The sequence below is a fragment of the Stenotrophomonas sp. Steno-C15 genome (assembly GCF_056393265.1).
The window spans coordinates 73,183-96,862 of record NZ_JBWJPF010000012.1 but is presented as its reverse complement, the minus strand read 5'-3'; the positions used below and the strand labels follow the sequence as shown (position 1 = coordinate 96,862).

16 protein-coding genes are annotated in these 23,680 nt (G+C 69.0%); 14 read left to right on the top strand and 2 right to left on the bottom strand.

Annotated features, from left to right (window positions below; translation table 11 throughout):
- The 7 genes from AC06FB_RS11230 to tsaB all read left to right on the top strand — a co-directional run bounded on the left by AC06FB_RS11230 (position 1) and on the right by tsaB (position 9,595).
- Positions 1–1,572 (top strand): MATE family efflux transporter, encoded by a 1,572-nt coding sequence (locus AC06FB_RS11230; RefSeq protein WP_164152987.1) that lies wholly within the window; start codon positions 1–3, stop codon positions 1,570–1,572.
- A 68-nt stretch (positions 1,573–1,640) separates the two neighbouring features.
- The gene (locus tag AC06FB_RS11225; RefSeq protein ID WP_164152986.1) at positions 1,641–2,633 is read left to right on the top strand and encodes a glycosyltransferase; all 993 of its coding nucleotides are present in this window, start codon (positions 1,641–1,643) and stop codon (positions 2,631–2,633) included.
- Complete coding sequence (locus AC06FB_RS11220) at positions 2,630–3,574, top strand: glycosyltransferase family 2 protein (protein WP_111186726.1); 945 nt, start codon at positions 2,630–2,632, stop codon at positions 3,572–3,574. Before AC06FB_RS11225 ends, AC06FB_RS11220 begins: the two co-directional genes overlap by 4 nt.
- Before the next feature lie 75 nt (positions 3,575–3,649).
- Entirely contained in the window at positions 3,650–6,091 is a 2,442-nt protein-coding gene (gene mrcB, locus AC06FB_RS11215) for a penicillin-binding protein 1B (RefSeq protein WP_065174782.1), read from the top strand.
- The gene (locus AC06FB_RS11210) at positions 6,088–6,627 is read left to right on the top strand and encodes a hypothetical protein (protein ID WP_478053702.1); all 540 of its coding nucleotides are present in this window, start codon (positions 6,088–6,090) and stop codon (positions 6,625–6,627) included. The genes mrcB and AC06FB_RS11210 overlap by 4 nt, the downstream gene beginning before the upstream one ends.
- 202 nt (positions 6,628–6,829) lie before the next feature.
- The gene (locus AC06FB_RS11205) at positions 6,830–8,872 is read left to right on the top strand and encodes a DNA repair helicase YoaA (protein ID WP_253118623.1); all 2,043 of its coding nucleotides are present in this window, start codon (positions 6,830–6,832) and stop codon (positions 8,870–8,872) included.
- A 9-nt stretch (positions 8,873–8,881) separates the two neighbouring features.
- Positions 8,882–9,595 carry a tRNA (adenosine(37)-N6)-threonylcarbamoyltransferase complex dimerization subunit type 1 TsaB gene (gene tsaB / locus AC06FB_RS11200; protein ID WP_180876599.1) on the top strand — a complete coding sequence of 238 codons (714 nt, stop codon included), beginning with the start codon at positions 8,882–8,884 and terminating at the stop codon, positions 9,593–9,595.
- 149 nt (positions 9,596–9,744) lie between these two features.
- On the opposite strand, the gene AC06FB_RS11195 is transcribed toward tsaB, so the two are convergent.
- Complete coding sequence (locus tag AC06FB_RS11195; protein ID WP_478053701.1) at positions 9,745–10,629, bottom strand: TonB family protein; 885 nt, start codon at positions 10,627–10,629, stop codon at positions 9,745–9,747.
- Complete coding sequence (gene gshB / locus AC06FB_RS11190) at positions 10,629–11,576, bottom strand: glutathione synthase (RefSeq protein WP_053518927.1); 948 nt, start codon at positions 11,574–11,576, stop codon at positions 10,629–10,631. Before gshB ends, AC06FB_RS11195 begins: the two co-directional genes overlap by 1 nt.
- Positions 11,577–11,817: 241 nt before the next feature.
- Here gshB and pilG point away from each other — a divergent pair, with 241 nt between their 5' ends.
- The 7 genes from pilG to AC06FB_RS11155 all read left to right on the top strand — a co-directional run bounded on the left by pilG (position 11,818) and on the right by AC06FB_RS11155 (position 23,618).
- Positions 11,818–12,219, top strand: coding sequence for a twitching motility response regulator PilG (gene pilG, locus AC06FB_RS11185; RefSeq protein WP_005418455.1), 402 nt, complete (start codon positions 11,818–11,820; stop codon positions 12,217–12,219).
- Between the two features lie 18 nt (positions 12,220–12,237).
- Complete coding sequence (locus AC06FB_RS11180) at positions 12,238–12,600, top strand: response regulator (RefSeq protein WP_053518925.1); 363 nt, start codon at positions 12,238–12,240, stop codon at positions 12,598–12,600.
- Entirely contained in the window at positions 12,600–13,130 is a 531-nt protein-coding gene (locus AC06FB_RS11175) for a chemotaxis protein CheW (RefSeq protein ID WP_053518924.1), read from the top strand. The genes AC06FB_RS11180 and AC06FB_RS11175 overlap by 1 nt, the downstream gene beginning before the upstream one ends.
- Positions 13,131–13,171: 41 nt before the next feature.
- Complete coding sequence (locus tag AC06FB_RS11170) at positions 13,172–15,208, top strand: methyl-accepting chemotaxis protein (RefSeq protein ID WP_111186722.1); 2,037 nt, start codon at positions 13,172–13,174, stop codon at positions 15,206–15,208.
- Positions 15,209–15,308: 100 nt separating this feature from the next.
- The gene (locus tag AC06FB_RS11165; protein WP_478053700.1) at positions 15,309–21,851 is read left to right on the top strand and encodes an Hpt domain-containing protein; all 6,543 of its coding nucleotides are present in this window, start codon (positions 15,309–15,311) and stop codon (positions 21,849–21,851) included.
- Complete coding sequence (locus AC06FB_RS11160) at positions 21,838–23,157, top strand: chemotaxis protein CheB (protein ID WP_193396745.1); 1,320 nt, start codon at positions 21,838–21,840, stop codon at positions 23,155–23,157. Before AC06FB_RS11165 ends, AC06FB_RS11160 begins: the two co-directional genes overlap by 14 nt.
- The gene (locus tag AC06FB_RS11155; RefSeq protein ID WP_053518915.1) at positions 23,154–23,618 is read left to right on the top strand and encodes a chemotaxis protein CheW; all 465 of its coding nucleotides are present in this window, start codon (positions 23,154–23,156) and stop codon (positions 23,616–23,618) included. The genes AC06FB_RS11160 and AC06FB_RS11155 overlap by 4 nt, the downstream gene beginning before the upstream one ends.
- Positions 23,619–23,680 lie beyond the last annotated feature (62 nt).

The window sequence follows — 23,680 nt, the reverse complement described above, 5'->3', positions numbered from 1 at the left end:
ATGGAACGCGAGCCTCCGCATCGCCCTCACGGCGCCGATCATCCTGCGCTGGACCGCGTCCGCCGTGAAGGCCGTTGGTGGTGGCTGCAGGCGCGGCATGCGCGCCGGGTCTGGCGCTGGGCGCTGGTGGCGGCGATGGCGGTGTTCGTGCTGCTGGTGCTGCTGCGCAAGCCGCTGGCGGACTGGTTCTGGGACGAACCGCAGATCGAACAGCTGCTGGCCGAAGGTGATCGTGCGCTGGCGGCGGGACGGCTGAGCGCCATCGATGGCAGTGGTGCGCGCGAGCGCTACCAGGCCGCGCTTGCGCTCGACGGCGATCGCCCGCAGGCGCGCGAGGGCCTGGCACGGACCGGTGCCGCTGCGTTGCAGCAGGCGCGGGACCGGCTGCAGGCCGGGGAACTGGACGCCAGTGCGCAGGCCTTGGCGCTGGCACGCGAGCTGCAGGTGCCGCAGAGCCAGACCGATGCGCTGGCGCGCCAGCTGCAGGCACGTCGCACGGCCGGGGCAGGGATTGGCGCGATGCTTGCGCAGGCGCGCAACGCACTCGCCGCTGGGCGCCTGGATGACGGCGACAGCAGCGCCCTGCCGATGTTCCAGCGCATTCTGGCCCTGCAGCCGGACAACCTATCGGCGCTGGAAGGTCGCGAGGATGCACTGAGTGACCTGCTGCAGCAGGCGCGTGCCCTGGCCGCGCGAGGTGATCTGGCCGACGCGGCCGCGGTGGTGCAGCGGGCACGTCAGTTCGATGCCGGGCACGCCGACCTGCCGGCCAGCCAGGAAGCATTGGCGCAGGCGATGGATCAGCGATTGCGGCAGGCGCAGCGTGCGTTGAAACGACAGCAGCTGGAAGCGGCGGCGGCGGGCTTCCAGGCGGTCCTGGCGGTGGCGGCCGACGATCCCAGTGCCCAGCGCGGCCGGGAGCAGACACTGCAGGCGGTCCTCGCACGCAGCCAGAAGCGGGCCGATGACTTCCAGTTCGAGGCGGCACAGCGCGATGCCGCATTGGCAGCGTCGCTGGGTGCCTCGGCAGCGGCTAGGCAGCAGCTCGAGCAGCGCCTGCAGCGTGCACGGCAGGCGCAGCAGGCCCTGCAGCAGCCGTCGATCAGCAACAGCCAGCGTGAGCGTCTGCTGCGTGATCACCTGCGCCAGGTCGAACGCGCCGAGCGTGCAGGGCAATGGATCAGTCCGCCCGGGCACAGTGCCTTCGATGCGCTGCGCGAAGCGCAGTCGCTGGCCCCACGCGACACCCGCGTGAAAGCGGCTGCCACGCGGCTGCTGCCGGCCAGCCGCCAGTGCTTCGACGACAACCTGCGGCAGAACCGGGTGCAGGCCGCCGGCGCCTGTCTGCAGGCGTGGCAGACGCTGGCGCCGACCGACGCCGGGTTGCCGACCGCACGGCTGCGCCTGGCCCAGCGCTGGCTGGCGATCGGCAGCGAACGGCTGGGAAGCGGCGATCTGGCATTTGCCGCGCATGCCGCCGAGCAGGCGCGGCGGCTGCAACCGGACCTGGCCGAACTGCCGCCATTCGAGGAACGGCTGCGGCGCGCAGGTGGCGAGCCGCAGCCGCGCTGATGCGACGACCATTCGTGCCGGTGGTGCCAGTCGGGTATAGTCCAGCCGCTCCGGCCGCTCCCCAGAACATGTCCAGCGTCGCACCCACCGTCTCCGTTGCCTTGTGTACCTGGCAGGGTGAGCGCTATGTCGCCGCCCAACTGCGCAGCATCGCCGCGCAGAGCGTACTGCCGACACAGGTGGTGGTGGTCGACGATGCTTCTGTTGATGGTACCTGGGCCGTGCTCTTGCACGAGGCTGAAGCGCTGCGTGCGGCCGGCATCGAGGTGGTGCTGCGGCAGCAGGAGCAGAACGTCGGTTACGTGCGCAATTTCGAAACCGCGTTGTCGGCCTGCAGCGGCGACATCGTCTTCCTGTGCGACCAGGACGATGTGTGGCATGCGGACAAGGTCGCCACCTTCCTGCAGGCGTTCGCCGTGCGGCCCACGGTACAACTGCTGCACAGCGATGCACGGCTGGTCGATGCGCAGGGCCGGCCGCTGCCGGCGACCCTGTTCCAGGCGCTGTCGATCAGCCGCCGCGACCTGGACCGGGAACACCGCGGTGAAGGCTTCGAGCTGCTGATGGGCCGCAATCTGGTGACCGGCGCCGTGACCGCGCTGCGGCGTGGCCTGATCACGCAGGCGCTGCCGGTGGCCAAGGGCTGGATCCACGACGAATGGCTGGCGCTGGTGGCGGCGGCAAGCGGTGGCCTGGACAGCATCGAAGCGATCACCACCGACTACCGGCAGCATGGCGACAACCAGGTGGGCGCGCGCCAGCGCGGGCTGCTGGAGCGGGCCGTGGGCAGTGGTTCCGCGCGCCGCACCTACCTCGCGGCGGCGTTGGCCCGCCTGCGCTCGTTGCAGGAGCAGGCGCGGCTGGGCCGGCCGGCACTGGATGCCGCACAGTTGGCGACACTGGACCAGCGTCTGCGCCATGCCGAGGCGCGGGCCTGCGCGCCAACCCGGCTGCCGTCCCGCATGCTGCACATCGCCCGTGAGCTGGGCAGTGGCCGCTATCATCGTTTTTCCAACGGCCTGCGTTCGGCGGCCAGCGACCTCGTGCAGGGAATCCAATGACTTCGCAGATGCCGGCAGCGCGTGCTGCCTTCGACGCGCACCGCGTCTGCGCCGTGATCGTTACTTATGGCCCCGATCCGGAGTTGCTGCGGCGGGTGGTCGACAGCGTGCTGCAGCAGGTCGGGCATCTGGTGGTGTTCGACAACGGCAGCCGAGGTGTGGATGTGAAAGCGCTGCTGGGCGCGGCGCCCGGCATCAGCCTGCTGGCCTCGCCGCACAACGTCGGGCTCGGCAGTGCGCTGAACCGGTCGTATGAGCAGGCGCAGTCATTGGGGTTTGACTACGTGCTGCTGATGGACCAGGACAGTGTGCTGGAGCCAGGCATGGTCGACGTGCTGGGCACCGCGCTGGTCGAGCTGGCGGGCAATGAGCGGATCGCTGCGGTGGGACCGCAGTTCCGCGACGCACGCAGCGGCATGCTGGCCCCGTTCGTCCGCTTCGGCTTCCCCTTCAACCACAAGCTGCGTGGCGGCCCGGGCCAGCGCATCTCCTGCGACTTCCTCATCACGTCCGGATCGCTGGTGCCGATGTCGGCGCTGCGTGACATCGGTGCGATGGACGAAAGCCTGTTCATCGACAACCTGGACATGGACTGGTGCTTCCGCGCCAAACGCAGTGGCCACGCGCTGTACGGAATCTGCGATGCGCAGATGAGCCACAGCATCGGCGAGGAACTGCTGCCGTCGCGGGCGAAGCCGGACGGCGTGATCGTGCACAAGCCGTTCCGCCTGTATTTCATCATGCGCAACCGCGTGCTGCTCTACGGGCGCGCCTATACGCCGCGGGTCTGGATCGCGCAGGACGTGCCACGCCTGCTGCTGAAGCTGGTGGGCAACGGGCTGTTCCTGGCGCCGCGCTGGATTCGGTTGCGGTTCATGTTGAAGGGGCTGTGGGACGGCATCCGCGGCCGGGCCGGTCCGCTGCCGCCGGGCCATCGCTGAACGGACGACCGATCGAACCTGTCTTGGGGAAAGGGCTGGGGTAGACTCCGCTGACGCCCCTGCCATGCTTTTCCCGTGCCCCGACGCTACGATTCCGACGACCACGACGATTTCGACGACGACGACCAGGAGGGCGGCAGCTCGCCCTGGCGACGCAGGCTGATCACCTGGAGCATGGCAGCGGTCGCACTGGGACTGGGTTTCCTGATCCCGTACACCCTGTACCTCAACCAGCAGGTGACCCAGCGTTTCGGAGAGCTGCGCTGGCAGATCCCGACCCGTGTCTACGCCCGCCCGCTGGTGCTGACGCCCGGCAAGGCGATGGATGCGGCGACCCTGAAGACCGAACTGGCCGCGTCCGCCTACCGCGATGACGGCGAAGGCAGGGAGCCGGCCACCTACGCGGTGAAGGGTGGCCGCTTCGTCATTGCCAGCCGTGGCTACGCCGACGTCGATGGCCGGGTGGCCGCACGTCGCGTCGAGCTGTCGCTCGCTGGCGGCACCGTCGCGTCGCTGCGCGATGCCGACAGCCGCAAGGCGCTCAAGGCCGCCCGCCTGGATCCGGCACGCATCGCCACGCTGTACGGCCAGAAGCAGGAAGAGCGTCGCCTGATCCGCATGGACGAGGCGCCGGACCTGCTGGTGACCGGCCTGCAGGCGGTGGAGGACAAGGACTTCAACCGCCATCACGGCATCGACCTGTCGGGCATCGCCCGTGCGGTCTGGGTGACCGTCCGTTCCGGCGGGCAGAGCCGGCAGGGTGCGTCCACGCTGACCCAGCAGCTGGCCCGCAGCGGCCTGCTCGGCATCGGCAAGGAGCAGACCCTCACCCGCAAGTTCAATGAAGTGCTGTATGCGTTGATCATGGAAGCGCGTTACGACAAGCGCACCATTTTCGAGGCGTATCTGAACCAGGTGTACCTGGGCCAGCGCGGCAGCCAGGCGATCCATGGCATGTCCTCCGGCGCCGAATTCTGGTTCGGCCGCGACCTGTCGTCGCTGGAAACCGAGCACATCGCGCTGTTGATCGGCCTGGTCAAGGGCCCGTCCTACTACGACCCGCGGCGCAACCCGGAACGTGCGCTGGATCGTCGCAACTTCGTGCTGGGCAAGCTGCGCGAAGCGGCGCTGATCGACGATGCCGAATACCAGCGGGCGCTGAAGGCTCCGCTGGGGGTGCCGAAGACACCGGGCCTGGTCGCCGCCAACCGCTTCCCGGCCTATGTCGATCTGGTCCGTCGCCAGCTCGGCCACGATTATCCCGAGTCCGCACTGCAGGGCGCGGGCCTGAGCGTCATGACCGGCATGTCGCCGTCCGCGCAGGCCTACGCCGAAGGCGCTGTGACCCGTACCATCAAGTCGCTGGAGAGCAAGCGCCGTCCCGAGCTGCAGGCCGGCATGGTGCTGACCGATGTGCATAACGGCGACGTGCTGGCAGTGATCGGCAGCCGCGAGGTCTCCGAGGTCGGCTTCAACCGCGCCATCGAGGCGCAGCGACCGGTCGGCTCGCTGCTCAAGCCGTTCGTGTACCTGCTGGCGCTGGCCCAGCCAGACCGCTACTCGCTGGCGAGCTGGGTTGACGATTCGCCGGTGACCGTCCAGTTGAGCCGTGGCCGCAACTGGAGCCCGGGCAATGCGGACAACCGCAGCCATGGCACCGTGCGGCTGATCGATGCGCTGGCCAATTCCTACAACCAGGCCACGGTGCGGGTCGGCATGCAGGTCGGTCCAGAGCGTGTGACCCAGCTGATCCACGTGCTGGCCGGCATCAAGGCCGAACCGAATCCGGCCGTGATTCTCGGCTCGACCGACCAGAGCCCGTATGCGATGGCGCAGCTGTACCAGTTCCTGGCCTCGGGCGGCGAGATCCAGCCGTTGCACGCGGTGCGTGGCGTGCTTGATCCGCAGGGCAAGCTGCTCAAGCGCTATGACAAGTCGCCTGCGCCGGCGCAGGAAGGCGATTCGATCGCGGCCAACCTGATCAGCATCGGCCTGCAGCAGGTGGTTGCCAGCGGCACCGCGCAGCGCCTCAACGCAGACGGCCTGGGCCGCCTGCAGCCGGCCGGCAAGACCGGTACCACCAATGATGGCCGCGACAGCTGGTATGCCGGCTACACCGGCGACCACCTGGCGGTGATCTGGATGGGCAACGACCAGAACGAGCAGGCCGGGCTGTATGGCGCCACCGGTGCGATGCGCGTGTGGTCGGGCATCTTCCAGCGCCTGCCGAGCGCGCCGCTGCGGGTCAGCAACAAGGGGCTGGACTGGCAGCCGATCGCCGCCAGCGGCACCAACAGTACCGATGAGGGCTGTCCGGGCGCGCGGCGCTTCCCGTTCGTGGTCGGCTATGCGCCGGCATATGCGCCCTGCGCGCCGGCGGTTTCGCCCGAAGCCCAGGACGGCGCCGGCAGCGAAGGCGGTGGCTGGCGCAGCTGGTTCGGCCTGGATCGCAAGCCGGAACCGGCGGAAGAACCCGCAGCCGCGCCGGCGGCGACCACTCCTCCTCCGAGTCGATGAATCCGATGACGCTTCGAACTTTCCTGCATCCGCTCACCCTGGCCGGCCTCACTGTGGTGCTGGCCGCCTGTGTCAGCAGCGCGCCGCCGGTGGTCAAGCCGGTCGCCGCTACCACCACGCCGGTGCAGCGCCTGGCTGCGGTCGAAGCGGCGGCGGGACCGGATGACAAGGAACTGTCGGTGCAGCCGCTGCGCGATCCACAGGTTGAGGATCTGCGCCAGACCGCGCTGACGCAGCGCCAGGCCAACCATCTGCCGGCCGCCGCCGCCAGCCTGGATCAGGCGCTGCAGATCGTCGCCGCAGACCCCGCAGTGCTGCAGGAGCGGGCCGAAATCGCCCTGCTGCAGGGCAAGTGGTCGGAGGCGGAGACGTTCGCGCGCAAGGCCATCGATCTGGGGTCGAAGACCGGGCCGCTGTGCCGGCGCCACTGGGCGACGATCGAGCAGTCACGGCTGGCGCGCGGGGAGAAGGAGAACGCGGTGTCGGCGCATGCACAGCTGGAAGGGTGCACGGTACCGGGCATCAAGCGGTACTGAGGTATTCCCCTCCATCGGGCGCGTCACACGCCGCGCGGGCCGCGGGCGAGAACAGAAAGATCAGAAGCCGGTCGCGCGCTCGCGATGGGGTCAGAGCCGTTTTCCGAAAGGAAACGGCTCTGACCCCTTCCAGTTCAGTCGAGCAAGCTCGACGCTACAAACGGGTGCCGGGCAGCGCCCGGCCCGGTATCCTTTCCGTCTGATGTCCGACCTTGTCCACGCCAGCCGCGAAGCACTCAGCGCAGGCGGCGCGCTTGCCTCGCACCTGGATGCCTTCGTCCCGCGTCCGGCACAGCTGCGCCTGACCGAGGCCATCGCCGATGCGCTGCAGCAGCGCGACCTGCTGCTGGCCGAGGCCGGCACCGGTACCGGCAAGACGTTCGCCTACCTGGTGCCGGTGCTGCTGTCCGGCCTGCGCACGATCATTTCCACCGGTACCCGCGCGCTGCAGGACCAGCTCTACCATCGCGACCTGCCACGCGTGCGCCAGGCACTGGGGGTCGGCCTGCGCAGCGCGCTGCTGAAGGGGCGTAGCAATTACCTGTGCCGTTACCGCCTGCAGCAGGCGCGTGGCGAGCCACGCTTCTCCAGCCCGGAGCAGGCGGCGCAGTTCCAGCGCATCCTGGCCTGGTCCGGTCGTTCCGAACATGGCGACATCGCGGAACTGGAAGGCCTGGCCGATGACTCACCCTTGCTGCCGATGGTTACCTCCACCGTCGACAACTGCCTGGGCACCGAGTGTCCGTTCTGGGATGACTGCTTCGTGGTGCGCGCGCGGCAACGCGCTCAGGCTGCGGACGTGGTGGTGGTCAACCATCATCTTCTGCTGGCCGATCTTGCGCTGAAGCAGGAGGGCTTCGGAGAGCTGCTGCCGGGCGCACAGGCCTTCGTCATCGATGAGGCGCACCAGTTGCCTGAACTGGCAGCGCAGTTCTTCGGTGAGGGCTTCGGCATGCGACCCTGGCAGGAGCTGGGCCGGGACTGTCTGGCCGAGGCGCGCGGTGTCGGTGGCGCACAGTCAGCGCTGCAGGCGCCGGTCGATCAGCTGCAGGAGGCACTGCGTGCGCTGCGCTCGGCCATGGATGGCCTGCCATCCCGTGGCACGCAGTGGCGCGCACTGGCGATGCCGCAGGTGCGCGATGGCTTTGATGCGGTGATGACCGGTCTGGTGAATCTGGAGCAGGCGCTGCAGCCGCTGCGCGAAGCCGCCGCAGGCCTCGATGCCTGCCACGCACGTGCGCGCGAGGCGGTATCGCGTCTGGGGCGCTGGCTGGGCGATGACGAACCGGCGCTTGATTTCGATGCCGACCCTGCGCAGGCGGCGAGCGCCGATGTGCTCTGGTACGAACTTACCCCGCGCGGATTCCGCTGCCAGCGTACGCCGATGGATGTGTCCGGTCCGCTGCGCGAGCATCGCGAGCGCAGTCGTGCCGCATGGATCTTCACGTCGGCGACGCTGACCGTCGGCGGTGGCTTCGATCACATCGCCCGCCGGCTCGGCCTGGATGATCCGCAGACACTGGTCCAGTCCAGTCCATTCAACTGGCCCGAGCAGGCACTGTGCTACCTGCCCGAAGGCCTGCCCGATCCCGCCGCGCGGGGGTTCGGCACCTCGCTCATCCAGGTCCTGCGGCCGGTGCTGCAGGCCTCGCAGGGCCGGGCATTCCTGCTGTTCGCCTCGCACCGGGCCCTGCGCGAAGCGGCCGAGGCGCTGCGCGATGGGCCGTGGCCGCTGTTCGTGCAGGGCGAGGCGCCACGCGCCACGCTGCTGCAGCAGTTCCGCGACTCCGGCAACGGCGTGCTGCTGGGCTCGGCCAGTTTCCGCGAAGGGGTGGACGTGGTCGGCGAAGCATTGAGCGTCGTGGTGATCGACAAGCTGCCCTTTGCCGCGCCGGACGATCCGGTCTACGAGGCGCGGCTGGAGGCGATCCGCAGCCAGGGGGGCAATCCGTTCCGCGACGAGCAGCTGCCGCAGGCCGTGATCGCGCTGAAGCAGGGCGTCGGCCGGCTGATCCGCAGTGAGAGCGATCGCGGCGTGCTGGTGCTGTGCGACCCGCGGCTGCTCAACCGTGGCTATGGCCGGGTCTTCCTCGACTCGCTGCCACCTTTCCGCCGGACCCGCAGTCTGGCCGATGTGCAGTCCTTCTTTGCGCCACAATGGCACCCCGCCACCGATGCTGGAGCGCCGGACGTCCCTGTGGCGGCCACGCACCCCGCCCCGGGTGGCACGTTCCCCCTGTTCTGATCCGACCCGATGAAACTGCTCGCCTTTGAAACCGCCACCGAAGCCTGTTCCGTTGCCCTGCACGTGGACGGGCAGGTCCTGGAACGCTTCGAGATCGCCCCGCGCCGGCATGCCGAGCTGAGCCTGCCGTGGGCCGACGCGCTGCTGGCCGAGGCCGGTATCAGCCGCCGCCAGCTCGATGGCATCGCACTCAGTCGTGGTCCGGGTGCCTTCACCGGGGTGCGCCTGGCGATCGCCCTTGCCCAGGGCATCGCACTGGCGTTGGACCGTCCGCTGCTGCCGGTATCGACCCTGCAGGTGCTGGCGCTGCGTGCGCCGGCAGAAGAAAGGCAGATCCTGTCGGCGATCGATGCACGGATGGGCGAACTCTACGTCGCGCGTTTCGAGCGCGTGGACGGCCTGCCGATGCCGTACGATGCAGAGCGGGTGTGCGCACCGGCCGCAGTAGCGTTGCCGGACGATCTGTCGGTGTTCGGTGTCGGCACTGGATTTGGTGCGGCCGAGGGCGCGCTGGTCACGCAGCTGGGGGCGGGCCTGCGGGGGTTCGACGCCGCGGCGCTGCCGCGGGCATCGGACGTGCTGGCGTTGGCGGTGCCGGCCTTGGCACGTGGCGAGGGCATCGCGCCGGAGAGGGTGGAACCGGCCTACCTGCGCGACAACGTGGCCTTGACCCTGGTCGAGCAGCAGGCCGCGCGCGAGGCCAAGGCGAAGGCCAACGGCTGAGCCTGCACAGACGTACCTGCGGCGTCCCCGCCGCCCGACACCGCCCCGCCAGGCGTCACTACACTGACCGCCGCTTTTGCTGTTGACGTTGCTGTTGCCGTTGCCGTTGCCTTCAGCGGGTCCCGGGCCGCAGGCCCGGGCAACACCCCCTACCGGTCGTCGCGCAGTTCGCCGCCGGGCAGGAACACCCACGTGCGGGTGACCTGCAGGATGTCGATCCCGTCCTCGGTACGCGGCAGCGGCGGGAACGGCTGTGCCAGCATCACCACCCGCAGCGCGGCCTCATCCAGCAGCGGTGTTCCGCTTGAACGCAGGATGCGGCTGCTTTCCACACTGCCATCGCGACGCACGCCAACGCTGATGACCACCTGGCCGCCGAGACGGCGTTGCCGTGCCTCGTCCGGATAGTTCAGGTTGCCCACCTGCTCGGCGCGGTCGACCCAGGCGCGCAGGTAATTGGCATAGGCATATTCGCGCGTGCTGGCCGAGACGAATTTGCGGTTCGGTCGCTTGGCGTACTGCGCCGAGCGCAGGTGGACCTCGGCTGCCAGCCGCGCCATCTCCGCATCGCGCTGCTCGCGTGCGGTCATCGGTGCGTCCGGCACCGGTTCCAGTGGCGTTGGCTGGGCCTGCGCACGTGCCACCGTGTCCTGGCCATTGCGGCTGCTGACCACGCGGGCCTGCGGCGGTGGCACGGGCGCTGCGGATTGCTGCTGCTGTGGCACCGGGCTGACCCCGGCCTGGGCCTGCGGCACGATCCCGGCCTGGTTGTCGCGCGGACGCTGCGCGCGGTCGTGGTCACCGCCGCCTTCCTGGCTGGCGGCGGCCAGGAAGTCCGCCTGCTTCGGCGTCAGCGCGGTGCGGGTCTGGCTGAAGATCACTTCCAGCGTGGGCACCAGTGGGGCCTCGCCCTTCACGGCGAAACCCACCCCCAGGATCAGCAGGACGTGGACCAGCACCGACAGGGTGAGGGCGGCACCCAGGCGCTGCGCTTCGCGCGGCGGCGGTGGCAGGACGGCGGGTGCGGCGGGCATCAGCGCAGGCCGGCCTCGAGCGCGTCGAACAGCGTGCCGGCGATGTTCAGGCCGTACTGCGCGTCCAGTTCGCGCACGCAGGTGGGGCTGGTGACGTTGACTTCGGTCAGGTAGTCGCCGATCACATCCAGGCCAACGAAGCGCATGCCGCGGCGCTTCATTTCCGGTCCCACCTGCGCGGCGATCCAGCGGTCGCGCTCGCTCAGCGGACGGCCTTCGCCGCGCCCGCCAGCGGCCAGGTTGCCGCGGAACTCGTCGCCCTGCGGAATGCGCGCCAGGCAGTAGTCGACCGGCTCGCCGTCAATCAGCAGGATGCGCTTGTCGCCGGCACTGATGTCCGGGATGAACTTCTGTGCCAGCGCCAGCCTGCGTCCGCCGTCGGTCAACGTTTCCAGAATCACGTTCAGGTTCGGGTCGCCCTGGCCGCTGCGGAAGATCGAGCGCCCTCCCATGCCATCCAGGGGCTTCAGCACGGCCTGGCCATGTTCCAGCGCGAAGGCCTTCAATGCCTTGGCGTCGCGGCTGACCAGGGTCGGCGGACAGCACTGCGGGAACAGCAGCGCGGCCAGTTTTTCGTTGTAGTCGCGCAGGCCCTGCGGATTGTTGACCACGCAGGCGCCGGCCGCAGCGGCCACGTCCAGCACCTGGGTGTCGTAAACGTATTCGGCATCGACCGGCGGATCCTTGCGCATCAGCACGATCTGGCCGGGACCGAACTCGGTCCGGCTGAACCCGCCCAGCTCGTACCAGCCGGCGGGGTCGTCGCGGACCCGCAGCGGGGCGGTCTGGGCCACCGCCACGCCACCTTCCAGGGCCAGTCCGCCCGGCCGCACGTAGTGCAGGGCATGGCCGCGGCGCTGGGCTTCCAGCAGCATGGCGAAGGTGGTGTCCTTGGCGATCTTGATGTGGGCGATGGGGTCCATCACCACGATGACGTTCAACGGCATGGGCGCACCTGTCAGGCAAGGCGTTGATGGTAGCGGCAACGCCCGCCGTGCGCCTCCCCGCGGCGATGCAACGCTGCGTCCGTCCCCCGGGCCGCGCACCGTATGCGAACCCCGTCACGTTCAGCCCGGTAGCACGGCCCGCGTGATGGGCCGGCCTTGAAGCGGGCGCGGAAAGTGCGATATAGATACGCTTTCGTAGCGGCCCCCGCCTGAGACCGGGCCGTGCGCTTGGGGATAGGCAATGACTGAAAACACGACTGCGGGCGGGGAACTCGCAGGACTCCGGGTGATGGTCATCGATGATTCGAAGACCATCCGCAGGACTGCGGAAACGCTGCTCAAGCGCGAAGGCTGCGAGGTGGTCACCGCCACCGACGGCTTTGAAGCGCTGGCGAAGATTGCCGACCAGCAGCCGCAGATCATCTTCGTCGACATCATGATGCCGCGTCTGGATGGCTATCAGACCTGCGCGCTGATCAAGGGAAACCAGCTGTTCAAGGCGACCCCGGTGATCATGCTGTCGTCCAAGGACGGCCTGTTCGACAAGGCGCGGGGGCGCATCGTCGGGTCGGAGCAGTACCTGACCAAGCCTTTTACGCGCGAAGAACTGCTGGGTGCCATCCGCACATACGTCAACGCCTGACCAGGGGGGAAAGGCACAATGGCTCGTATCGTCCTGATCGAGGATTCACCGACCGACCGCGCGGTGTTCACCCAGTGGCTGCGCCGTGCCGGCCACGAGGTGCTGGAAGCGGACAACGCCGAGGATGGCCTGCAGCTTGTCCGCGACCAGGTGCCGCAGCTGGTGCTGATGGACGTGGTCCTGCCGGGCATGAGCGGTTTCCAGGCCACCCGGGCGATGGCCCGCGACGCCGCGACCCGGCACATCCCGGTCATCATCGTCAGTACCAAGGCGATGGAGACCGACAAGGCGTGGGGGCTGCGCCAGGGTGCGGCCGACTACATCGTCAAGCCGCCGCGCGAGGATGAACTGATCGCGCGGATCAACGAACTGGTGGCCTGATGCGCTCGCCTTTCGACATTCTCGAAGCCTACGAACGGCGCAGCCTGGCCCATGCGGTGCAGCTGCCGGGCCGGCAATTCGTCCAGGACCTGTGGCGAGGCGTCGGCTATCGCGTCGGCCAGCGCCGGCTGGTGTCCGATTTCCGCGAAGTGGTGGAGATCGTGCCGATGCCGCCGGTCACGCCCGTGCCCTGCGCGCAGCCCTGGCTGCTGGGCGTGGGCAACCTGCGCGGCAACCTGTTCCCGGTGGTCGACCTGAAGTACTTCCTGGAAGGCACACGCACCGTGCAGCAGGAAGGGCAGCGCGTGCTGATCATGCGCCAGGCCGGCGGTGACGTCGCACTGACCATCGACGAACTGTTCGGCCAGCGCAGCTTCGAAGCCGACCAGCAGATCGAGGCCGGCAGCCTGGCCGAGGGTCGTTACGGGCACTTCGTCGAGCGCGGTTTCCATGCTGACGGCCAGGACTGGGGCGTGTTCTCGCTCTCGCTGCTGTCGCGCACTCCTGAATTCCGGCAAGCCGCGGCCTGAGGCCGGGCATCGCCCCCTGCACTGAAGATCGAGGTTGAACGATGAGTACTGCTTCGGACGCCACCAAGACCGGCAAGCTTCGGCTGGGCGGCAGCAACCTCTGGCTGGCCCTGCTGCTGGCATCGATGATCCTGTTCGGCGTCAATACCGGCGTAGCGACCTGGCAGGGCAGCCGCCTGGCCGATGCCGGTTCCAAGGCCGCGGACCTGCAGGTGCTGTCGCAGCAGCTGGCCAACCAGGGGCGTGACGCGGTGGGCGGCAATGCCCAGGCGTTCACTGCCTTCAAGGCCACCCGCAACGCGATCGAACAGAATGTCTCGACGCTGCAGGGGCGCTACGGCAAGGAACCGGGCGTGTCGCAGGCGATCTCGACGCTGGGTGAAACCTGGGCGCCGCTGGGCAAGCAGGCCGGGCAGCTGGTCGCCAGCGAGCCGGCGGTGCTGGCCCTGGCCGGCAATGCCAACAACTTCACTGGCGCGGTGCCGGGGCTGCAGGCGCAGCTGAACGAGGTGGTGCGCGCGATGTCGGCTTCGGGTGCGCCGGCCGCGCAGGTATACAGCGCGCTGCAGCAGGTCGTGGTGGCCGGCTCGATGGCCCGACGGGTCACCGAAATGCGTGCGGGCGGCTCTTCGGCGGCCGCCGCGGGCGACGCACTGGCGCGTGACATCACCGTGTTCTCGCAGGTGCTCGACGGCCTGCGCAACGGCAACGAGGAACTGGGCATCACCGCAGTGCGTGGCCCGGCCGCCGTGGCCGCGCTGGAGCAGTCGCACACCCAGTGGCAGGCGATGAAGGCCGATGCCGATGCGATCCTGGCCAGCTCGCGCCAGCTGTTCGCCGCGCAGTCGGCGGCCACCGCGCTGGGCCAGGGCTCGGCGCACATGCTGGATGACAGCCGCAAGCTGTTCGAAGCCTTCTCTTCGTTCGGCTCGGTGTCCGATACCCGCCTGTTCCCGAACTTCTGGATCGGTGTAGCGTCCGGTGCGCTGTCGCTGATCGCGATCATCGGTTTCGTCTCCACCAACGTGCGCAGCCGCTCGCGTGAGCAGGAGCTGCGCTACCAGACCCAGGTGGAGTTCAACAGCCGCAACCAGCAGGCGATCATGCGCCTGCTGGACGAAATCTCCTCGCTGGGCGAGGGCGACCTGACCGTCAAGGCGTCGGTGACCGAGGACATGACCGGCGCCATCGCCGACGCGATCAACTACGCCGTCGACGAGCTGCGCCACCTGGTGACGACCATCAACGACACCTCGGCCAAGGTCGCGCTGTCCACCCAGGAAACCCAGGCGACGGCCATGCAGCTGGCAGAAGCAGCCGGCCACCAGGCCAACCAGATCACCTCGGCCTCGGACCGCATCGGCGAAATCGCAGCGAGCATCGAGCAGGTTTCGCGCAACTCGGCCGAATCGGCCGACGTGGCTCAGCGCTCGGTGGTGATTGCCGCCGAGGGTGCCGGCGTGGTCCGCGAGACCATCCAGGGCATGGACCAGATCCGCGACCAGATCCAGGAAACCTCCAAGCGCATCAAGCGCCTGGGTGAGTCGTCGCAGGAGATCGGCTCGATCGTGGAACTGATCAACGACATTTCCGAACAGACCAACATCCTGGCATTGAATGCAGCGGTTCAGGCCGCGTCGGCGGGCGAAGCGGGCCGCGGTTTCGCGGTCGTGGCCGACGAAGTGCAGCGCCTGGCAGAGCGCACATCGGGCGCCACGCGCCGTATCGAGAACCTGGTGCAGGCCATCCAGGCCGACACCAACGAGGCCGTCACCTCGATGGAGCAGACCACCGCCGAAGTGGTGTCCGGTGCACGTCTGGCCGAAGACGCCGGTACGGCACTGACCGAGATCGAGCGCGTGTCCAATGCACTGAACACCCTCATCAAGAACATCTCCATCGCGGCCCAGCAGCAGTCCGCAGCCGCGTCGGACATCACCCGCACGATGGGCGTGATCCGCCAGATCACGGGCCAGACCTCACAGGGTGCCGGACAGACCGCGGAGTCGATCGGCCACCTCGCGCAGCTGGCTGCCGACCTGCGTCGTTCGGTCGCCGACTTCAAGCTGCCGGCGTGACGCGGGCAGGGCGAAGAGCAAGGAACCCGTCGATGAAGCATTTCCATTCCCCACGCCAGATCCAGCGCGGCCTTCGCGCGGCGGCGACCGGAGCCTGTCAATGAGCACTCTGCGCGATGCGATGAGCCACGCAGCGCTGGGTTGGGTCAAGCCCGAGCTGGACGAGACCCTGCGCCAGGTGCGCAACGAGGTCGAGTACTACGCCGAGGATCCGTCCGATGCCAGCCGCATGCGTATCTGCGCCGGCCACCTGCACCAGGTGCAGGGCACCCTGCGCATGGTCGAACTGTACGCCCCGGCAATGGTGGCCGAGGAGCTGGAGCAGCTGGCCAATGCGATCGGCAGCGGCCAGGCGTCTGATCGCGACGAGGCCTGCGCCACGCTGATGCGCGGCAGCGTGCTGCTGCCCGACTATCTGGAGCGCCTGCAGAACGGCCACCGCGACATTCCGATCGTGCTGCTGCCGCTGCTCAATGACATCCGCGCCGCGCGCGGTGCGGCCGGCATCAACGAGAGTGTCCTGTTCGCGTTCGCTCCCGACAGCGTCACCGCCACCGAAGCCGAGCTCGACCATGCGCGCGGCAGCCTGAGCGGGCGCAACCGCGAACTGCTCGATACGGTCGGCAGCGCGGTGAAGGAAGAGCTGCTGCGCATCAAGGATGCGCTGGACCTGCATCTGCGCACCGGCGGTGCAGCGGAACAGCTGCAGACGCAGGCCGACGAACTGGGGGCCGTGGCCGATACGCTGGGCATGATGGGCCTGGGCGTGGCCCGCGGCGTGGTCGTGCAGCAGCGCGACGCGCTGCGCGGCGTGGTCGAGGGCCGCCAGCAGATCGACGAGAACCTGTTGCTGGACATCGCCGGCGCGCTGCTCTACGTCGATGCGTCGCTGGATGACCAGGTTGCCCATCTGGGTGCGGATGGCAGCGGCGAGGATGACCCTGCCGCCGTGGAAAACCGTCGTACCGTCGAGGTGCTGGCACACGAGGCCATCGCCAATTTCGCTGCGGCCCGCGAGCACTTTGTCGCGTTCATCGAAACCAGCTGGAACCACGCGGAACTGCAGGACGTGCCGCGCCTGCTCGGCGACGTCGCCGGTGCACTGCGGATGCTCGACCTGGGGACTGCCGCCGACTACCTGCGCGGCGTGCAGCAGTACATCGACGCCGAGCTGATCGGTCGCCAGCGTGTGCCCAGCGGGCGCCAGCTGGATACGCTCGCCGACGCCATGGCCAGCCTGGAGTACTACCTCGAAGCCCTGCGTGATCGTCGTCCGGGCCGTGAGGACATTCTGGAGATCACCCGCAGCAGCCTGGAAGCGCTGCGCTACTGGCCGCTGCCGGAGCGCGCCGCGATCGACGAGGCGCCGCAGGGCGTGCAGGCGGTCGAGCGCGAGGCGGTTGACCTGCAGGTGATGCCATTGCAGCCCGGCCATGTCGACATCGATGTGAGCACGGCCGCGCCCGCCGTCGGCAGTGTGGCTGCCGCCTTGCCGGACTTCGTGTTCGATCCGCCGCCGGCACCGCCAGTGACCGACAACGGGCTGATGTTCGGTGGGTTGTCAGCACCGGTCGCGGTACCGGGGACGACGCCCGATGCGGGTGGCTCGCTGGTGTTCGCTGCGTCCAGCGCACCGGCCCCGGCCGTGCCGCAATGGGACCTTGCCGCTGTGGAGGTCGGTGCCGGGCACGCGGACGATGCACATGCGCCGGCCTTGGCCAGCGACGAAACGATCGATCCGGCACCGGCCGAGGCACCGCAGTGGACGCTGTCCCAGGTGGACGACATGGCGGATGCACCGTCGGTCTCCGGCGACGACACAGTGACGTTCGCGTCCGGATCCGGTACCCCGGATATCACGTCGGCGCCGGTATTCGATCCGGTGGCCGCCGAGCATGGCGCCGCGGACGTGGCGGCTGATGAGGTCGTATTCCGTTTCGACGCCGGTGCACTGGACAACGCCGACGACGTGCTGTCCTTGCATGCGATGGAAACGCTGGTGCTGGAAGACGACGCAGACCTGCATCCGGTGCTGGACAGCGTTGATGCGGAGCCAACGGATCCGGTCACCCTCGCCGCGGACGCGTCGCCTGCCGCAGATGCAGCACCGGCGGTGGCCCTGATCGAGATTGACACCATCGCACCGATCGATTTCAGCGAGGCCGATGCCCGGTTCTTCGCTGAACTGAGCGCCGCCGCGGAGGACTTCAACCCGCGGGCGATGCCATCGGCCGCCGACGCGCCGGTCGCGATCACGGCTGCGTCCGAAGCGGGCTTCGATGCCGGCTTCGACGATGATGCGGAGAACATCGACGAGGACATCCGCGAGGTGTTCCTGGAAGAGTTCGACGACGAGCGTGCCAACCTCGGAACGCTGCTGCCGGCATGGCACGCGCAGCCGGACAATCTGGACCGGCTGCGGCCGATCCGCCGCATCTTCCACACCCTCAAGGGCAGCGGCCGTCTGGTCGGTGCGCGGACGCTGGGCGAGTTCGCGTGGAAGATCGAAGGCATGCTCAACCGTGTGCTTGACGGCAGCCGTCCGGCCACGCCGGCCGTGCTGGCGATGGTTGATCACGCGCATGCCGCCTTGCCGCAGCTGAGCGACGCACTGCGTCATGGCCAGCGCATCAGTGTCGATCTGCAGGCGATGCAGGCCGTTGCTGATCGCGTGGGTGCCGGCGAAGAGACGTTCTACGTGCCGCTGCCGGCTGCGGCGCCCGCACCGGTGGCGCCGGCGGCGGAAGAAGGCGAGGACGAGATCAGCCGCATTCTCGAAGCGGAAGCGGCGATGACAGCCGACGCCGGGAACGCGACCGCGGTCGAGGGCACTCCGGCCAATATCGACAGCGTGCTGCGCGAGATACTCGAAGCCGAGGTGGAGGTCCACCAGGCAACCCTGCAGGCGTGGCTGCGCTCGGCGCAGCAGGCACCACAGCCGGTGAGCGATGCGCTGCTGCGCGCCGTGCACACCATGAATGGCGCCTTCGCGATGACCGAGGTGCCGGAGATCACGGCGGTCACGGGCGGCGCCGAATCCTATATCAAGCGGGCCCTGGCTGCCGATGTGGTGCCGGGCGACGAGGGCGTTGCTGCGCTCGACGCGACCGCGCAGGCCATTACCGCGACCATGGAAGCACTGCAGGCGGAGCAGCCGCGCATTGCGCCTCAGCCTGCGCTGGTACAGCGCCTGCAGGCCCTGGCCGGCGAACTGCCGGAAGCGCGCTGGCCGCTGGTGGGGCTGGATGACGAAGAGGCGCTCGCGACCGATGGAGAGCCTGCGCACGAGGTGGACGCGCAGCTTCCTGCCGATGCGCAGAGCGACATCGACGCCGAAATCAACGCCGGGATCGACAGTGCACCTGCTGACACCCATGACGTGCCCGCAGCCGATCCGGCGAAGGACGGACTGGACGTGGCCGAGCTCACGGCCAGTGATGACCTTTCGCGCTACTTCGACGCCGGCTGGCCGTCGCTGGGCGGTACCGGACAGGAGGCCGCAGCCACGCTGCCGCCGGTCGCGCTCGCTGCCGATGAATCCGCAGCGGAAGTGTCATCGGCGGTCGCCGATGCGCCCCCCGCGCTGGCCGAAGACGCCGCGCTGACAGGCGCGGACGACCTGTCGCCGTACCTGGACGCCAGCGCGCTGCCGGTCGACGACCGTGATGCGGATGAGGCGGCGGACGCCGCTGCGTTCACCGAAACGATCGACCTGAATACGTCGTGGGATGACGTGGAAGGGTTCGATGCGAGTGATGACGCTGCTGCACTGCCACTCGACAGCACGCTGTCGAGCCTGCAGGATGACATGGCTGCGCCGGGTTTTGCGGAACCGGTCACATTGGAAGCTGCGCTCGAAGCCGGCCTGCATGTGATCGACGAAGAGCAGACTCCGGCCGACGACGGGCAGTGGTCCGTGCTCGGCCTGCAGGCCAGCGAACTCGCGCCGGGCGAGGCGGATGCCTTTGCCGAGGATGCGGACGTCGGCGGGGAGACGGCGGTCGGTGAAGGAGAGAGCGCCGACCCGCCGTCCCCGGCGACGGTGAATGCCGGGGAGTCCCTTGCAGAGCCTGCGGTCGATCCGCAGCCGGCAGCCGCGCCGCCGTCGCCGTTCTTCGAGATGGAAGACGCGCCGGGCCAGGGCAGCGGCGCTGCCGGACCGGGCGGTTCCACGCCGGTCGAGGGTCCGGTTGCCGAAGATGACGTGCCGGCACACGAGCCGATCGAGCCGATGCCGGAACCGGAACCGGAACCGGAACCGGAAGGCAGCGTGGGCGAGGAGCCTGCCGATCTGCTTGACTTCACCGTGTATGACCGCGAGCTGGTCGACATCTTCGTCGAAGAAGGCAAGGACCTGCTTGATCACTGCGATGGCCTGATCAGCGAGCTGCGCGATGCGCCGCAGGACCGCGAAGTGCTTGCCGGCCTGCAGCGTGACCTGCATACGCTGAAGGGCGGCGCACGCATGGCCGGCATCAACGCCATCGGCGACCTCGGCCACAGCATCGAATCGCTGCTGGAGGTGGTCGCGGCGGGGCGCACCGAGATCGAGCGCCGCGACGTGCAGCTGCTCGAGCGCGGTTTCGATCGCCTGCACCAGCTGCTGACCCGTACCGGCGAGCATCGTGTGGTGGAACCGGCGCAGGACCTGGTCGATGCTTTCGAGGCACGTACCGCCACCGATCCGGCAGCGGCTGCCGCCGTCGGCACGGCTGGCCCGGTGGAGACTGAAACCACCGTCGTACCCGCGAACGTTGCCCTGGTCGATGCACCGCTGTCCGCGCCGTTGCCGGTCGAAAGCACGGTCGAGGACGATCCGCTGGCACGTCCCCAGCAGGAGCAGGTGCGCGTGCGCGCGGATCTGCTCGACCGCCTGGTCAATCACGCAGGTGAGGTGGCGATCTACCGGTCGCGCCTGGAGCAGCAGCTCGGCGCCTTCCGCGGCGCGATGGGCGAGCTTGAACGCACCAACGCGCGTCTGCGCGACCAGCTGCGTCGCCTCGACCTGGAGACCGAAGCGCAGATCGTTGCCCGCTACCAGCGTGAGCAGGACCAGGCCGACCAGAAGTTCGATCCGCTGGAACTGGACCGCTTCTCCACCCTGCAGCAGCTCAGCCGTGCGCTGAACGAGTCCGCCGCCGACCTGGGCGGCCTGCAGGGCGTGCTGGACGATCTCTCGCGGCAGTACGATGCCTTGCTGCAGCAACAGTCGCGCGTCAGTTCGGAGCTGCAGGATGGCCTGATGCGTGCGCGGATGGTGCCGTTCGACGGCCTGGTGCCGCGTCTGCGCCGCGTGGTGCGCCAGGCCGGCATCGACACCGGCAAGCAGGTCCACCTGACCCTGGAAGGCACCCATGGCGAACTGGACCGCAACGTCCTCGACCGCATGGTCGCGCCGCTGGAACACATGCTGCGCAACTCGGTGGCCCATGGCCTGGAGGCGCCGGAGCAGCGCCGTGCCGCCGGCAAGCCGGAAGAGGGCGAGATTGCCATCCGCCTGCATCGCGAAGGCTCGGAAATCGTGCTGGACGTGGCCGATGACGGCGCCGGCCTGGATCGGGAGGCGATCCGTCGCCGCGCGATCGACCGTGGCCTGCTGGCCGCCGACGCGCAGCCTGCCGATCACGAACTGGACAACCTGATCTTCGCATCGGGCTTCTCCACCGCCGACCAGGTCAGCCAGCTGGCAGGCCGCGGCGTGGGCATGGACGTGGTGCGCAATGAAGTGCGCCAGCTGGGTGGTTCGGTCGATATCCAGTCGGTGCGTGGCCAGGGCGTGCGTTTCACCCTGCGCCTGCCGCAGACGCTGGCCGTTACCCAGGCCGTGTTCGTGCAGATCGGCGAAACCACCTTTGCCGTGCCGGTGGCTTCGGTCAGCGGTATCGGCCGCCTCTCGCGCGAGCGCTTCGAGGCCGCCGACAGCAGCTATCGCTACAGCGGCGAAGACTATCCGCTGTACGACCTGGGCAGCCTGGTCGGCCAGGCACCGGCACGTGCCGAGGGCCAGGCGCAGGTGCCGCTGCTGCTGGTCCGCGCCGGCGACCTGCGAGCTGCCGTGGCGATCGACCAGGTGCTGGGCAACCGCGAAATCGTGGTCAAGCCGGTCGGCCTGCAGATCGCGTCGGTACCGGGCATCTACGGTGCCACCATCACCGGCGATGGCCGTGTGGTGGTGATCCTGGACGTGGCGCCGCTGGTGCGTCGTTACCTGGCCAACCCGACGCCGCCGGTGCTGGTCAACGCGCCGCGTCAGGAACGGCAGGTGCCGCTGGTGATGGTGGTCGACGACTCGCTGACCATGCGCAAGGTCACCGGCCGCATCCTGGAGCGCCACAACTTCGAGGTCAGCGTCGCCCGCGATGGCGTGGAAGCGCTGGAGCGGCTGGAGGAGCGTGTTCCCGACCTGATGCTGCTGGATATCGAGATGCCGCGCATGGACGGCTACGAGCTGGCCACCGCGATGCGCGCCGACCCGCGTTACAGGGACGTTCCGATCGTGATGATCACCTCGCGCAGCGGCGACAAGCACCGGCAGCGCGCTTTCGAGATCGGCGTCCAGCGCTACCTGGGCAAGCCTTATCAGGAGCTGGACCTGATGCGTAACGTGTACGACCTGCTGGGGATCGCCCGTGTCCGAGAGTGAAGCCGCCAACCCGGCCGTCGCCCTGCTGGCCCGGCCTGGCGCGGCGCGTGAGCGCCTGCGCGAAGCGCTGGCGCACGCCGACGTGCAGATCGTGCTGGAAGACGATCCGAATGGCCTTGAACCGCAGGCGCTGCATGACGCGCGGCCGCAGTTCGTGGTGATCGCACTGGAAGCGGCGGTCGAGGACGCACTGGAACGCCTGGAGCCCGTGCTGTCGGCCCCCGGCCTGACCCTGGTGTTCGACGAAGCCGAGCTGGCCGCGCGCCGGAACGGCTGGGAGGCGCAGCGCTGGGGGCGTCACCTGGCCGCCAAGCTGCATGGACACCAGCAGGTGCTGCCGCCGGGCGCCGAGGACGAACCGGCCCTGCAGCTGGAGCCAGGCCGTCCTGCGCCGCCACCTGCGCCGCAGGAGGCAGCGCTGCAGACGCACCTGCAACAGGCACACCGCTGGGCCGACGACGTGCCAGCCGATGGCCTGTACGCACCGCCGGCGCAGCTGCATGAACCGGTCGCGTTCGAACACGCTCTGGCCGCGCTGCAGCCGATCGTGCCCGAACCGCCGGAAGCGCCGGTCGCACGGACAGAACCCCCCACGGCACCGTCGGTGACGTTCGATCACACCGCGTGGTCGCTGGTGGACGAGTCGGCCGATGCCGCCACCCCGGCGTACGCCGCAGCGGAGGTCGAGGCGCGCTCATCGTCGTTCGATACCGACCACCTGAGCCTGGTCGACCTGGATGCGGCCGCCCCGCCCGGCGCACGCGCGGGCGCGCTGCTGGTGCTGGCCGGGATCGGTGGCCCTGATGCGTTGCGTCGCCTGCTGGGCGCGCTGCCTTCGGCATTGGCGGTGCCGGTGCTGGTGCACATGCGCCTGGATGGGGGCCGCTACGGCAATCTCGTCAAGCAGATGGCGCGTGTCTCGCCGCTGCCGGTGCAGCTGGCCGAAGCCGGCCAGCGCGCCACGCCCGGGCAGGTGCATGTGCTGGCCGATGACATCGGCGTCCGCGCGGCCAGCGACGGCCTGCATTTCCTGACCGACGCGCAGGGCATCTCGATTGCCGCGTTGCCGGCCCAGTACACCGCACTGGTACTGCTCAGCGGTGCCGATCTGGGCCATGTCGGGCCGGCGCTGGACCTGGCTGCCGCGGGCGCGTGGGTGGCCGGGCAGGTGGGGGAGGGATGCTACGACCCGGCCGCCGCCACCGCCGTGGTCGCCGCCGGCATGGCCGCTGGCGAACCGCAGGAACTGGCGCAGATCATCGCCGCGCGCTGGGGCGAGGGTGACCACAACGGAGAAGCTCCATGAGTTACGCCAGCAACGATGAAATCCGTGGTGTCCTGATCCAGGCCGGCAACGAACGCGTGCTGCTGCCCAATGCCACGGTGGCTGAAATGATGTCGCGGGTGCCGGTGCAGCCGGTGGCCGACGCCCCCCGCTGGCTGGTTGGCGAGATCGCCTGGCATGGCTGGCAGGTGCCGCTGGTGTCATTCGCACGGCTTTCGGGGCTGGGGGACGAGGCAGCCGGTGTCCACAACAAGGTGGTGGTACTGAAGGCGCTCAGCGGCGATCAGCAGCGGCCGTATTACGCGTTGCTGACCCAGAACTTCCCGCAGTTGATCTCGGTGCCGCGCGATGGCCTGCTGGCCGATGCGTCGGAGGAGACCCTGCCGCAGATCGTGCACATGCGCGTACTGCTGGGTGAGCAGAGCGCGCTGCTGCCGAATCTGGACGCACTGGAAAGCGCGCTGGCTTCACTGGCGGCCTGAGGCCGCCCCCCGGACACAGGCCGCCGGGCATGGCCCGGCGCTGCCGTTGGCGTGCAGGTTGT

Bases quoted from the DNA above. Each gene is read 5' to 3' on its own strand.
- AC06FB_RS11230 (WP_164152987.1), top strand. From the start codon at position 1: ATGGAACGCGAGCCTCCGCATCGCCCTCACGGCGCCGATCATCCTGCG.
- AC06FB_RS11225 (WP_164152986.1), top strand. From the start codon at position 1,641: ATGTCCAGCGTCGCACCCACCGTCTCCGTTGCCTTGTGTACCTGGCAG.
- AC06FB_RS11220 (WP_111186726.1), top strand. From the start codon at position 2,630: ATGACTTCGCAGATGCCGGCAGCGCGTGCTGCCTTCGACGCGCACCGC.
- AC06FB_RS11210 (WP_478053702.1), top strand. From the start codon at position 6,088: ATGAATCCGATGACGCTTCGAACTTTCCTGCATCCGCTCACCCTGGCC.
- AC06FB_RS11205 (WP_253118623.1), top strand. From the start codon at position 6,830: ATGTCCGACCTTGTCCACGCCAGCCGCGAAGCACTCAGCGCAGGCGGC.
- tsaB (WP_180876599.1), top strand. From the start codon at position 8,882: ATGAAACTGCTCGCCTTTGAAACCGCCACCGAAGCCTGTTCCGTTGCC.
- AC06FB_RS11195 (WP_478053701.1), bottom strand. From the start codon at position 10,629: ATGCCCGCCGCACCCGCCGTCCTGCCACCGCCGCCGCGCGAAGCGCAG.
- gshB (WP_053518927.1), bottom strand. From the start codon at position 11,576: ATGCCGTTGAACGTCATCGTGGTGATGGACCCCATCGCCCACATCAAG.
- pilG (WP_005418455.1), top strand. From the start codon at position 11,818: ATGACTGAAAACACGACTGCGGGCGGGGAACTCGCAGGACTCCGGGTG.
- AC06FB_RS11180 (WP_053518925.1), top strand. From the start codon at position 12,238: ATGGCTCGTATCGTCCTGATCGAGGATTCACCGACCGACCGCGCGGTG.
- AC06FB_RS11175 (WP_053518924.1), top strand. From the start codon at position 12,600: ATGCGCTCGCCTTTCGACATTCTCGAAGCCTACGAACGGCGCAGCCTG.
- AC06FB_RS11170 (WP_111186722.1), top strand. From the start codon at position 13,172: ATGAGTACTGCTTCGGACGCCACCAAGACCGGCAAGCTTCGGCTGGGC.
- AC06FB_RS11165 (WP_478053700.1), top strand. From the start codon at position 15,309: ATGAGCACTCTGCGCGATGCGATGAGCCACGCAGCGCTGGGTTGGGTC.
- AC06FB_RS11155 (WP_053518915.1), top strand. From the start codon at position 23,154: ATGAGTTACGCCAGCAACGATGAAATCCGTGGTGTCCTGATCCAGGCC.